Raw genomic sequence first — 13,512 nt, forward strand, 5'->3', positions numbered from 1 at the left:
GGTGGGCAGCATGATATTTAAAAAAGCAGTCGAATTAGAAATTATCTCAAAAGACATCACGGAGTTTGCCGAGATCCCGAGAAAGATGCAGAGCGTTGATGACTTGGAGAAGCAGGAAGAACTTCCGCGATATTTGGAGAAAGACGAATTAAAACGGTTTCTCGAAGCGGCGAAATACTCTATCCGTCCGATCGATTACCCCGCTTTCCTCACACTCGCTTATACCGGTTTGCGAGTCGGTGAGCTTTGCGCGTTAAAGTGGCGCGACATCGACTTTGATGAACAAACCATTAGCATCACAAAGACACTTTACAATCGAAAAAATAAATCCGGAGCCCATGAGCTGCAAACACCAAAGACGAAGAGCTCCCGTCGAATAATCGACGTGGACAAGAGCGTATTGGATGTGCTGGACCGGCATAAAAACCAACAGAAAATTGTCAGCATGGATGATCGGGAAAATGACTTTATATTCGCCGACGAAAACGGCCAACCGATCACGACATATTATATCTGGCGACGTATGGTAGCCTTGCTTAAAGAGGCCGGCATAAAACATCATCTATCCCCCCACTCTCTCCGCCATACGCACACATCGTTACTCGCTGAAGCTGGGGTTAGCTTGGAAGTGATACAACATCGGCTTGGGCACCAGGATGACAAAATTACGCGCAGCATTTATCTGCACGTAACCAAACCCAAGAAAAAAGAAGCCTCCCAAAAGTTCGCCGAACTAATGGGAGGCATATAATATTAGCTTTATGTGGGCAAAATGTGGGCAATTCCAAACCAATAACCAACAAATCCTTATAAAATAAGGTTATTCGATTCTTTTTAAGAGAGGTGCTTCCTCATTGACGTTTGAAATTAATTCAATCATATCATGGAGAACCTACAAAATCAAGCAGGTTTTGGATAATAATCCATGATAAGGGGAAAATTAAATCAACAGTTTATCACCCAGTCCCAAGGAGGTGACAACAAATGGCTTCGATCGACCGTAATCGAGACGGCTTTATAGAGGAAGCCCCTCAAAAGAAATATACCGATCTGAAAACCGTCGAATCCCAGCGCAACGACCTGACCGCGGAGGAATTTCCGGAGGGGCCCTACGGAAGCAGCCTGGAAACCGAATCTCTCGGCAAGAGTAGCCCATGGCGAGAAGACCAGCGGCCGCATAATCAATTTACCTACGAAAACCGGGAGCTTCACGCAGGCATTTCACGCGAGTATCCCGATGCCCATCCGACCCACGATTCGTCTGGTGACGATCATGTAGACGAATAAAAAGGATAAAGACAGCCTCATCCTGAACTGCCCCCCGATGGTTAGACATCCCTAACCATTGGAGGTGCAGCTCACCGCGGTAATACCGATGGGCTGTCTTTATTCATGGACAGATCAATCTATTTTCATAACGCCGCCCGTGCTGGCGGACGTAACAAGCTTGGAATAACGGGCCAAGTAACCGGTCTTCACCTTCGGTTCGAAGCCTTTCCAGTTCGCCTTACGACGCTCGAATTCTTCTTCGCTGATCAGAAGCTCAATCTTGCGGTTGTTCAAATCGAGCTCGATGATGTCTCCGTCTTCTACGAATGCGATCGGACCGCCTTCCGCCGCTTCCGGAGAAATGTGACCGATGCTGATACCGCGGGATGCGCCGGAGAAACGTCCGTCCGTAATCAGGCCCACCTTCGCGCCAAGCCCCATGCCGACGATCTGGGATGTCGGTGCGAGCATTTCCGGCATGCCCGGTCCGCCTTTGGGTCCTTCGTACCGGATGACCACCACATGGCCTTCCTTCACTTTACCGTTGGCAATGCCTGCAAGAGCTTCTTCCTGGGAATCGAAGCAAATGGCCGGCCCTTTATGGTAGCCGCCTACGGATTTGTCGACCGCACCGACCTTAATGATCGAGCCGTTCGGAGCCAGATTGCCGAACAGAACAGCCAATCCGCCTTGTTCGGAGTGCGGATTATCCAGCGTACGAATGACATCCGTATTCCGAATCTCATGACCTTCCACATTCTCTCTCAGCGTCTTGCCGGTTACAGTGATCCGGTCGCCGTGGATCGCTCCCGGCTTTTTGAGCAGTTCGTTAAGGATCGCGCTCACGCCGCCGGCGTTATGCACGTCTTCAATATGATAATCGGAGGCCGGTGCGATTTTGGCCAAATGCGGCACACGCTTCGCTACTTCGTTGATGCGTTCGATCGGATAGTCGATCCCTGCTTCATGCGCTATGGCCAGCGTATGAAGAACGGTATTGGTGGAACCTCCCATGGCCATATCCAAAGCGAACGCATTGTCGATCGCTTCAACGGTGACGATGTCACGCGGCTTGATGTCCTTTTGGATCAGCTCCATCAGCTGCTTTGCCGAACGTTTCACAAATTCTTTGCGTTCCGGATCGACAGCAAGAATCGTACCGTTGCCCGGCAGCGCAAGGCCAAGACCTTCAGCCAGACAGTTCATGGAGTTGGCCGTAAACATGCCGGAACAGGATCCACAGGTCGGACAGCCGTACTGTTCAAGCTCCTGCAGGCCTTTTTCATCGATTTTGCCCGCTTGGTAGGCGCCTACGCCCTCAAATACGGAGGACAATGAAATCGAACGGCCATCGCTGGTCTTACCCGCTTTCATCGGCCCGCCGCTGACGAAAACCGTCGGAATATTGACGCGCAAAGCGCCCATCATCATGCCCGGCGTAATTTTGTCACAGTTCGGGATGCAGACCATTCCGTCAAACCAGTGAGCGGAAACCACCGTTTCCAGGGAATCGGCAATAATTTCACGGCTCGGGAGGGAGTATCGCATACCGATATGTCCCATCGCAATACCGTCGTCTACGCCAATCGTATTAAATTCAAACGGAACGCCGCCCGCTTCACGGATCGCTTCTTTTACGATTTTCCCGAATTCCTGCAGGTGGACGTGACCGGGAACGATATCAATATAGGAGTTGCAAACCGCGATAAACGGCTTGTCGAAATCTTCTTCTTTGACGCCGGCAGCACGCAGCAAGCTGCGGTGAGGCGCGCGGTCAAAGCCCTTCTTGATCATGTCACTTCTCATTTTTCTCTTGGACATTTTTCTTACAAGCCTCCGTTTCTACTCTATGAATCGCTTCATTCTATGAATGCTACCGCTTCTTCCGATTGTACCATGTTTCACCCGAAATGAAAACGAAACGCATGGTCGAAATCGGGCTAAAGTCATCTCGCGATCGGATTTTTTGGCGAAGCCCCGAAAAATCTGTTATAATTCGAATAACTTACGGAAAGCTTGAATCGGAGGAGAAAGCGGAAATTATGGAATTTGATTATTTATACGACGGTACGGAGGAAACGAAAACAAGGTTCGTTTGTTTTGTCGGAGATTCGCTGCGGAGATTCGATTTGGCCATCACGACGACTAACCGTTTTTACGGAAAAAAGATGGTCACGGATTTGCAGACCGGACGCACGGCTGTCATCGGGCCGGACGATCTGGAGGCTGAGGGCTACCTGGAGCACGTATACAAGCTCAATGAGGAAGAAGCGGCGGAGCTCACAGCCTTCTTAACGGAGGTTGTGGGGCCGGTCAACTTTACCGATATTTAAAGTGAAGAAAGCCGATCGATAGCTCCCGTAAGGGGCAAGATCGGCTTTTCCATGATGATTGCACTTCCATCGATTCACTACGGCTCCACTCTAGGAATGATCAGAGCCTGAATCCGATTCCCACGGGAAACTCACCGTGAGGTAGTCCGCAAATTTCTTGCTTTCTTCCCTGCGCAATCGGCGCATCTCGGCGCGATGCACAGCCGTTTCGTGAAGCCTGATCTCCTCTTCCGTTTCCGGTATGACTGCCGGGATGGCAACGGGCTTCTTATTGTCATCGAGCGCCACGAAAGTAAGGAATGACGTCGCGGCAATGGTGCGCTCCCCCGTTTTCAAATCCTCGGTAATCACTTTGACAAAGACCTCCATTGAGCTTCTTCCCGTCCAGGTTACGAAGGATTCCAAGCATACCGAATCTGTTGTTCGAACCGGTGACAAAAAGTCGACAGAATCCGTCGAAGCCGTCACGACGTTTCTGCGGCAGTGCTTGGAAGCCGCGATAGAAGCGATATCATCGATATAGGCCATCAGCTTTCCGCCAAACAGCGTATTGTGATTATTGACATCCGTCGGAAATACTCGGGATGTTTTGTAGCATCTAGATTCCTTGACATATCTTTGTTCCATATACAGTCTGCCGGCTCCTTCATGTTCATGTACATCATCCGTACGCGCATGTACGTTTTGAACACATTATGCAGGCTAACCCAGATGTTGTCAATGCTGTGTCGCTTCCCGTTTGCCCAAATCCGGCGCCGTTGGAGAAAACCGAATGTAAAAAAGCCCCCCGGATTAATCACAGGAGGCATTTGGTATATTCAACCGTAATATTCTTCTCTCCATTTGCCGAAGCTGGAGAATGTCTTTAATTCATGCGACGGGATGCTCAGGAAAACCTGAACAAGGTTTTTGTCAAATTGCTTCCTGCTCTGATACCACAGCTCTTGCTTGGCTTCTTGAACGGATAAACCTTTTCTGTGAGGACCGTCCTGCAGCATGTCATCAAAAGCATCAAGGATAGAGCAAATTCGCGCAAAAGTCGGAATGAACTCACCGCGCAAGCCATAAGGATAACCGGACCCATCCCAGCGTTCGCGGTGGTATTTAATGATTTCAATAATATTCAAATCATGAATTCCTTCTTTTTGCGCCAGATTTGCTCCGAGCACAGGATAACGTTTCATGGTTTCCCACTCTTCTACCGTCATACCTGTTTTCTTTGTAATAATATCCGTTGGAATAAATATCTTGCCAATGTCATGAAGCAGACATCCTACGACCAGACTACGTGTTTGTTCCTGATTGAAATGAAGATAGGATGCCATGATTCTCGCCATTTTGCCAACCCGCATGCAATGTTCGTATGTACTTAACTCTTTCTTCATCAATCTAAAAAGAATGTACAGCAATCGTTCATTTTTCATGACTTACTCCTCCATACCATGAAACTGATCCATGCAGACTTCATGTGAAACCGTCCCGTATGTCAATCGTCAACTGGTCTTTTTTTCCTTTTTTCTTGATAATTCTTTAAAAATAAAATCGATTTCTTCCTTAAGATCGGCTGCCCTTTCAAATTCAAAATTAACGCGAGCCACCTTTAATTCAGCTTTCAGGTTAGTGTAGTGGTGTTTTAATTCCTCATAGGTTTGGTTTCGAATCTCATCCAATCCCATTGCAGGAACTCGGCCAAGATACATTTTCACTCTCTCCTCTCATCAATGATTTCACAAAATACGGACCAACTCATCTACTTAGAGTGACGATGGAAGAATGCTACATAATACGTCCCAAAACCAAAAAATCCCCCGAAATTGGAGGATTGATGATCCGGATTTCGGTAACTGGCTGGCATAGTGTTTATCACACTGAAGCCCCTGTAGCTTTGCGACCCCACTTTTCAATGGGTGTGCCTTTATCACTTTTCAAAGGAGATTAGTTAGAAAAAACTAGATATTAGCTAACAATGTTCGACATATTCAATCAAATTCCTTTTTTATAGTAAAAATTTTCATTTTTATACTATATATTGTGAATGGAAAAGCCTCTCCTCATGTAAACCATCGATTGGAGAACGGCTTTTGCCGGGGGATGGAATAATATGAAAATCAGTAAAAAAATGGTTGACAACTCAGTGACAAGATCAATATATTGGGAACCAAAGCAAGCTGCCATTTCGTATTAAGGAGTTGGAAAAATGCCAACGATAAATGTGCTGAATTTTCAGAGTATTGATAAATCCCATCTGCCGGCTGTGGGCGGAAAAGGAGCCAACCTCGGGGAGTTGACAAGAGCCGGCTTCCCGGTACCGCAGGGTTTTTGCGTGACAACTGCCGCCTACCGCCAATTCATTCAATCCAGCCGGGAGATGAAGGAACTGTTCGATCAGTTGGACCGCGTCAGCCATGAACAATTGGAGCAAATACGTATATTGGGACAGCGTATTCGCGAACATCTCACCTCCCTTTCGATGCCCAACTCTGTAAAATCGGCCATTTCAAAAGCGTGGGAAACCACTGGGAAAGCTCAAGCTTATGCTGTTCGTTCCAGCGCTACGGCTGAGGATCTGCCGACGGCCTCGTTCGCGGGACAGCAGGATACTTATTTGAATGTTTGCGGACTGGAGCAGCTGCTCAACGCCGTACAAAACTGCTGGGCCTCACTGTTTACAGACCGGGCGATCTCGTATCGCGCCAAAAACGGCTTTAACCACCGTTCAGTGTTTATTTCCGTCGTTGTTCAACACATGATTTTCCCGGAGGTGTCCGGAATTATGTTTACGGCGGATCCGGTCACGGGACATCGCGGAACGGTATCGATCGATGCAAGCTTCGGTTTGGGAGAAGCCCTCGTATCCGGTTTGGTTACTGCGGATTTGTATCAGGTGCGTGCAGGTGAAATCGTAAAAAAACAGGTTTCCAAGAAGGAAACAGCCATATATGCCGTGCCGGAAGGAGGAACGGTTGCTCAGCATCTCCCTCCGGAGAAACAGCAGCTGCAGGCTTTAACGGATCATCAAATCATTCAACTGGCAATATTGGGTAAAAAAATTGAAGCTCACTATGCCTCGGAGCAAGATGTGGAGTGGGGTTTTGCCGACGGTCAATTTTATATTCTCCAAAGTCGGCCGATTACATCGTTATATCCGGTACCGCCTGTCTCAGATAATCAATTGCATGTATTTATAAATTTCGGCTACATTCAAATGATGACTGATCCAATGAAACCGCTGGCTATATCCGTTTTGAGCCGCCTTCTTCATTTTATAAAGAAAAATCCTGCTTCATCCGAACCGTACATCCTGCATCATGCAGGGGGAAGAATGTTTGCTGATTTTACCGCTCCTCTTTCTATAAGGCCTGTTCGAAACAGAATGCTAAAAATATTCAAGGGCATGGATGAATCCATAGCGTCAGCTTTGGAGGAAGTCATGAGCCGAGAAGCCTTTCGCCATCGATCCATACCGATAGGCACAATATTACGCACGGTCAGTAAACTGGCGCCGATCATCATTCCCTTGGCATTGAAAGTAATCAATCACCGGTTTGTGCAAGATCCCGCAAAGGCGAACAGAAAGGCCTCCGCCCTTATTGATCGTATCACTCGTGAAACCGGGATCCATGTATTTTCCGCCTCAGGGGCGGACAGGATTCGCGCGATCAGGAAGAGTATCGAGAAAATGCCCAAGGTGATTCCCAGAGTGGCCGTCTATTTTATTGCAGGTGTCCTGGCTTCCGGAACGCTTAAAAAGAAGCTGTACAAAAGGGTGGGGAAAGAACGGGCAGATAGGTTGTTGAATCCATTGTACAAATCTCTTCCCGGCAATGTGACAACCGAATTCGGCTTGGCGTTGGGAGACCTTGCCGATAAGATACGAAAGTATCCCGGCTTAATTGATTATTTGCAGAAAGCAAGCAGCGACCATTTCGATGAAAAATTGGGCGAGATTCCGGGCGGGGATGAATTTAAATTAGAATTGGAGAGCTTTCTTCAGAAATACGGTATGCGGTGTGTGGGTGAAATTGACATCACCAGACCAAGATGGCGCGAGGAGCCTACCCAACTTATCCCTTCCATTATCAGCAATATCAGAACGGCAACGGCCGGGGAGCACAGGAAGAAATTCAGACAAGGCAGGCTTGAAGCCGAGGCGGCGGGAAAAGAAATTGCCGCGCATTTTGGTTTTTGGCAAAAAAGAAGCATATCCCGGTTGATTAAGCTATACCGCCACCTGCTGGGCATGCGCGAGCATCACAAGTTCTGTGTGGTGAAGCTGTTTGACATCTACAAACGCGCGATGATGGAAGAAGCAAACAGACTTGTCGCAAAAGGAGTCCTTCGGCATAAAGACGATGTGTATTATTTAACGCTGGAAGAGCTCATCGCACTGTTGGAAAACCGCTTTTCAGGAGATGTTCCAACCATCGTAGAAGCAAGAGAAAAGCAGCATGAACGGAATCAAAAACTAAAATCTCCCCGGGTGATGACAAGCGAAGGAGAAATCATTTCCGGAAAATTGCGTGATGTGGTGGAAGCGCCGGAGGGCGCGATTGTAGGCACGCCGGTATCCGCAGGTATCGTCGAAGGTGTTGCAAGAGTCGTTCTTAAGCCGGAGGAAGCCAAGCTGAATGCCGGGGAAATTTTAGTCGCTCCCTATACCGATCCCGGATGGACACCGCTGTTTACCTCGGTCGTCGGCCTGATCACGGAAGTAGGCGGTTTGATGACGCACGGATCGGTGATTGCCCGGGAGTATGGCATTCCGGCCGTCGTTGGAATTGAAAAAGCGACCGAACGGATTAAAGACGGCGCTTATATCCGGTTGAACGGAACGAGCGGCTACGTGCAAATATTGGAAGGCACTGACTTTGAGTAAGACATAAAAAAGCCTGCCATAGGCAGGCAGGCTGTTTGCTTGGCGACGTTCTACTCTCCCAGGACCCTGCGGTCCAAGTACCATCGACGCTGGAAGGCTTAACGGTCGTGTTCGGTATGGGTACGCGTGGTTCCCTTCCGCCATCATCACCAAACGTATTCATTTCTCAAGGCTTGCGCCCTGAAAACTGGATCGAAACCAAGCCGCTGATCATCTTCATGTGCTTTTTGGATAAGCCCTCGACCGATTAGTATTCGTCAGCTCCACACGTTGCCGTGCTTCCACCCCGAACCTATCTACCTCGTCGTCTACAAGGGGTCTTACATACTGGGAAATCTCATCTTGAGGGGGGCTTCACGCTTAGATGCTTTCAGCGCTTATCCCTTCCGTACTTGGCTATCCAGCCGTGCCTCTGGCGAGACAACTGGTACACCAGCGGTACGTCCATCCCGGTCCTCTCGTACTAAGGACAGCTCCTCTCAAATTTCCTGCGCCCGCGACAGATAGGGACCGAACTGTCTCACGACGTTCTGAACCCAGCTCGCGTACCGCTTTAATGGGCGAACAGCCCAACCCTTGGGACCTACTTCAGCCCCAGGATGCGATGAGCCGACATCGAGGTGCCAAACCTCCCCGTCGATGTGGACTCTTGGGGGAGATAAGCCTGTTATCCCCAGGGTAGCTTTTATCCGTTGAGCGATGGCCCTTCCATTCGGTACCACCGGATCACTAAGCCCGACTTTCGTCCCTGCTCGACCTGTTTGTCTCGCAGTCAAGCTCCCTTTTGCCTTTGCACTCTGCGAATGATTTCCAACCATTCTGAGGGAACCTTGGGGCGCCTCCGTTACGCTTTAGGAGGCGACCGCCCCAGTCAAACTGCCCACCTGACACTGTCCCCATACCCGCTTAGGGCACCAGGTTAGAACTCCGATACGATCAGGGTGGTATCCCAACGTCGCCTCCACACAAGCTGGCGCTCATGCTTCCCAGGCTCCCACCTATCCTGTACAGATCGTACCAAAGTCCAATATCAAGCTGCAGTAAAGCTCCATGGGGTCTTTCCGTCTTGTCGCGGGTAACCTGCATCTTCACAGGTATTAAAATTTCACCGGATCTCTCGTCGAGACAGCGCCCAAGTCGTTACGCCATTCGTGCGGGTCAGAATTTACCTGACAAGGAATTTCGCTACCTTAGGACCGTTATAGTTACGGCCGCCGTTTACTGGGGCTTCGGTTCACAGCTTCGGTCTTACCCTAACCGCTCCCCTTAACCTTCCAGCACCGGGCAGGCGTCAGCCCGTATACTTCGCCTTGCGGCTTCGCACAGACCTGTGTTTTTGCTAAACAGTCGCTTGGGCCTTTTCACTGCGGCCCCCTCGGGCTATTCACCCTACCGGGGCACCCCTTCTCCCGAAGTTACGGGGTCATTTTGCCGAGTTCCTTAACGAGAGTTCTTCCGCGCGCCTTAGCATTCTCTGCTCGCCTACCTGTGTCGGTTTGCGGTACGGGCACCTTCTCCCTGGCTAGAGGCTTTTCTTGGCAGCCTGAACTCATGACCTTCGGTACTCCAATTTTCCCTCCCCATCACAGCCCAGCCTTTCGATGTGCGGATTTGCCTGCACACCAGCCTCACTGCTTGGACGAGCATCCATCAGCTCGCGTCACTATCCTTCTGCGTCACCCCATCGCTCATAACGGTTCACGGTGGTACAGGAATTTCAACCTGTTGTCCTTCGACTACGCCTTTCGGCCTCGCCTTAGGTCCCGACTTACCCTGAGCGGACGAACCTTCCTCAGGAACCCTTAGGCTTTCGGCGGATCAGATTCTCACTGATCTTTTCGTTACTCATACCGGCATTCTCACTTGTAACCAGTCCACCAGTCCTCACGGTCTGACTTCAACCCGATTACAACGCTCCCCTACTGCCCATTACTGGACCCATAGCTTCGGTGGTGTGTTTAGCCCCGTTACATTTTCGGCGCAGAGTCACTCGACCAGTGAGCTATTACGCACTCTTTGAATGGTGGCTGCTTCTAAGCCAACATCCTGGTTGTCTGCGCAACTCCACATCCTTTCCCACTTAACACACACTTGGGGACCTTAGCTGATGATCTGGGCTGTTTCCCTCTTGACAATGGATCTTAGCACTCACTGTCTGACTCCCGGGATAACGTCTGTGGCATTCAGAGTTTGACTGGACTTGGTAACCCTTGGCGGGCCCCGCACCCAATCAGTGCTTTACCTCCACGACGCATCTCCCGAGGCTAGCCCTAAAGCTATTTCGGGGAGAACCAGCTATCTCCGAGTTCGATTGGAATTTCTCCGCTACCCCCACCTCATCCCCGAATTTTTCAACATTCGTGGGTTCGGGCCTCCAGTGCGTGTTACCGCACCTTCACCCTGGACAGGGGTAGATCACACGGTTTCGGGTCTACGCCTGCAAACTCATTCGCCCTGTTCAGACTCGCTTTCGCTGCGGCTTCGGCTTCTCACCTTAACCTCGCTTGCAAACGTAACTCGCCGGTTCATTCTACAAAAGGCACGCCATCACCCTTTAACGGGCTCTGACTTCTTGTAAGCACACGGTTTCAGGTTCTCTTTCACTCCGCTCCCGCGGTTCTTTTCACCTTTCCCTCACGGTACTGCTTCACTATCGGTCGCCAGGGAGTATTTAGCCTTGGCAGATGGTCCTGCCGGATTCCCACGAGGTTTCACGTGTCTCGCGGTACTCGGGATCCGTCTAGGGCTTTCGCAGAATTTCGGCTACAGGGCTGTTACCTTCTCTGGCCGGCCTTTCCAGACCGCTTCACCTACTCTGCTCAACCCACGTTGACGTCCCACAACCCCAGAGGGCAAGCCCCCTGGTTTGGGCTAATCCGCTTTCGCTCGCCGCTACTGACGGAATCACTTTTGTTTTCTTTTCCTGAGGGTACTTAGATGTTTCAGTTCCCCTCGTCTGCCTCCAATGCAGCTATGTATTCACTGCATGGTACGTATCTATTACGATACGCAGGTTTCCCCATTCGGACATCCCCGGATCAAAGCCTGCTTACGGCTCCCCGAGGCATTTCGTCGTTCGCCACGTCCTTCATCGGCTCCTGGCGCCTAGGCATCCTCCGTGTGCTCTTATTAGCTTAACCAATTCGGTTATTCGGTACCGACACTTACGTATCGGCTGCTGACGATTTCTCACGAAAATCGCAGCGGGATGATTCAGCATTTTGCTTCGTTTCGATATCCAGTTTTCAAGGAACAAACGGTTTTGAAAGGCATTGCACCTTTCAAAACTGAACACGAGTGAGTGCCGTTGCAACTTACGTTGCAGATTTGTCCGCTGACCTACCGTCAGCATGGACTCCATAGAAAGGAGGTGATCCAGCCGCACCTTCCGATACGGCTACCTTGTTACGACTTCACCCCAATCATCTACCCCACCTTCGGCGGCTGGCTCCTTGCGGTTACCCCACCGACTTCGGGTGTTGTAAACTCTCGTGGTGTGACGGGCGGTGTGTACAAGACCCGGGAACGTATTCACCGCGGCATGCTGATCCGCGATTACTAGCAATTCCGACTTCATGCAGGCGAGTTGCAGCCTGCAATCCGAACTGAGACCGGCTTATAAGGATTCGCTCCGGATCGCTCCTTCGCTTCCCGTTGTACCGGCCATTGTAGTACGTGTGTAGCCCAGGTCATAAGGGGCATGATGATTTGACGTCATCCCCACCTTCCTCCGGTTTGTCACCGGCAGTCAACTTAGAGTGCCCAACTTAATGCTGGCAACTAAGCTCAAGGGTTGCGCTCGTTGCGGGACTTAACCCAACATCTCACGACACGAGCTGACGACAACCATGCACCACCTGTCTCCTCTGTCCCGAAGGAAAGGTACATCTCTGTACCGGTCAGAGGGATGTCAAGACCTGGTAAGGTTCTTCGCGTTGCTTCGAATTAAACCACATACTCCACTGCTTGTGCGGGTCCCCGTCAATTCCTTTGAGTTTCACTCTTGCGAGCGTACTCCCCAGGCGGAGTGCTTATTGTGTTGACTTCGGCACCAAGGGTATCGAAACCCCTAACACCTAGCACTCATCGTTTACGGCGTGGACTACCAGGGTATCTAATCCTGTTTGCTCCCCACGCTTTCGCGCCTCAGCGTCAGTTACAGTCCAGAAAGCCGCCTTCGCCACTGGTGTTCCTCCACATCTCTACGCATTTCACCGCTACACGTGGAATTCCGCTTTCCTCTCCTGCACTCAAGCCACCCAGTTTTCGGTGCGATCCGGGGTTGAGCCCCGGGCTTATACACCAAACTTAAGCGGCCGCCTGCGCGCGCTTTACGCCCAATAATTCCGGACAACGCTTGCCCCCTACGTATTACCGCGGCTGCTGGCACGTAGTTAGCCGGGGCTTTCTTCTCAAGTACCGTCACCCTCAGGGCAGTGACTCCCCAAGGCGTTCTTCCTTGGCAACAGAGCTTTACGATCCGAAAACCTTCTTCACTCACGCGGCGTTGCTCCGTCAGACTTGCGTCCATTGCGGAAGATTCCCTACTGCTGCCTCCCGTAGGAGTCTGGGCCGTGTCTCAGTCCCAGTGTGGCCGATCACCCTCTCAGGTCGGCTACGCATCGTCGCCTTGGTGAGCCGTTACCCCACCAACTAGCTAATGCGCCGCAGGCCCATCTGTAAGCCACAGCTTGCACCGTGTTTCTTGATCCCTCCATGCGGAAAAACCACCTATCCGGTCTTAGCTACCGTTTCCGGTAGTTATCCCGGTCTTACAGGCAGGTTGCCTACGTGTTACTCACCCGTCCGCCGCTCCAGGGAAGCTCCCCTAAGGGAGCACCCCTAGCGCTCGACTTGCATGTATTAGGCACGCCGCCAGCGTTCGTCCTGAGCCAGGATCAAACTCTCCAATAAAGTTTAGAGAGAATTGATTGCTCAATTCGTCACTGACTTGTTTTGAAATCTCTTGACGAGACTTCGCACTCACTCGTTGTTCAGTTTTCAAAGGGCAATACTTTATGGTTTCACCGATCC

General features: G+C 50.5%; 8 protein-coding genes, 3 rRNA genes and 1 riboswitch. Of the genes, 4 read left to right on the forward strand and 7 right to left on the reverse strand.

What is annotated here, in order from left to right; translation table 11 throughout:
* The coding region (locus tag EXW96_RS24675; RefSeq protein ID WP_174351667.1) for a tyrosine-type recombinase/integrase at positions 1 to 751 on the forward strand (751 nt) is incomplete at its 5' end.
* Positions 752 to 984: 233 nt separating this feature from the next.
* Entirely contained in the window at positions 985 to 1,287 is a 303-nt protein-coding gene (locus EXW96_RS24680) for a hypothetical protein (RefSeq protein WP_054819375.1), read from the forward strand.
* A 114-nt stretch (positions 1,288 to 1,401) separates the two neighbouring features.
* On the opposite strand, the gene ilvD is transcribed toward EXW96_RS24680, so the two are convergent.
* Positions 1,402 to 3,090 carry a dihydroxy-acid dehydratase gene (gene ilvD, locus EXW96_RS24685; RefSeq protein WP_054819374.1) on the reverse strand — a complete coding sequence of 563 codons (1,689 nt, stop codon included), beginning with the start codon at positions 3,088 to 3,090 and terminating at the stop codon, positions 1,402 to 1,404.
* Between the two features lie 218 nt (positions 3,091 to 3,308).
* On the opposite strand from ilvD, the gene EXW96_RS24690 reads away from it, so the two are divergent.
* Positions 3,309 to 3,602, forward strand: coding sequence for a DUF3055 domain-containing protein (locus tag EXW96_RS24690; protein ID WP_062411007.1), 294 nt, complete (start codon positions 3,309 to 3,311; stop codon positions 3,600 to 3,602).
* A 90-nt stretch (positions 3,603 to 3,692) separates the two neighbouring features.
* On the opposite strand, the gene EXW96_RS24695 is transcribed toward EXW96_RS24690, so the two are convergent.
* From EXW96_RS24695 to EXW96_RS24705, 3 genes are all read right to left on the reverse strand, one after another.
* The gene (locus tag EXW96_RS24695) at positions 3,693 to 4,229 is read right to left on the reverse strand and encodes an acyl-CoA thioesterase (RefSeq protein ID WP_054819373.1); all 537 of its coding nucleotides are present in this window, start codon (positions 4,227 to 4,229) and stop codon (positions 3,693 to 3,695) included.
* Between the two features lie 191 nt (positions 4,230 to 4,420).
* A complete protein-coding gene (locus EXW96_RS24700) occupies positions 4,421 to 5,026 on the reverse strand; it encodes an HD-GYP domain-containing protein (RefSeq protein ID WP_254611564.1) in 606 nt (201 codons plus the stop codon).
* 69 nt (positions 5,027 to 5,095) lie between these two features.
* A complete protein-coding gene (locus EXW96_RS24705) occupies positions 5,096 to 5,302 on the reverse strand; it encodes a hypothetical protein (protein ID WP_074729326.1) in 207 nt (68 codons plus the stop codon).
* Between the two features lie 136 nt (positions 5,303 to 5,438).
* Positions 5,439 to 5,526, reverse strand: a riboswitch (cyclic di-GMP riboswitch).
* Between the two features lie 273 nt (positions 5,527 to 5,799).
* On the opposite strand from EXW96_RS24705, the gene EXW96_RS24710 reads away from it, so the two are divergent.
* The gene (locus tag EXW96_RS24710) at positions 5,800 to 8,478 is read left to right on the forward strand and encodes a phosphoenolpyruvate synthase (protein WP_174351668.1); all 2,679 of its coding nucleotides are present in this window, start codon (positions 5,800 to 5,802) and stop codon (positions 8,476 to 8,478) included.
* A 37-nt stretch (positions 8,479 to 8,515) separates the two neighbouring features.
* Here the strand turns inward: EXW96_RS24710 and rrf are convergent.
* The 3 genes from rrf to EXW96_RS24725 all read right to left on the reverse strand — a co-directional run bounded on the left by rrf (position 8,516) and on the right by EXW96_RS24725 (position 13,392).
* A 5S ribosomal RNA gene (gene rrf, locus EXW96_RS24715) occupies positions 8,516 to 8,632 on the reverse strand.
* Positions 8,633 to 8,705: 73 nt separating this feature from the next.
* A 23S ribosomal RNA gene (locus EXW96_RS24720) occupies positions 8,706 to 11,618 on the reverse strand.
* Positions 11,619 to 11,841: 223 nt separating this feature from the next.
* A 16S ribosomal RNA gene (locus EXW96_RS24725) occupies positions 11,842 to 13,392 on the reverse strand.
* The 16S, 23S and 5S rRNA genes sit together here, the layout of an rRNA operon.
* Positions 13,393 to 13,512 lie beyond the last annotated feature (120 nt).

The sequence above is a fragment of the Paenibacillus sp. JMULE4 genome (assembly GCF_013337105.1).
GTDB classification, from domain to species: domain Bacteria; phylum Bacillota; class Bacilli; order Paenibacillales; family NBRC-103111; genus Paenibacillus_G; species Paenibacillus_G naphthalenovorans.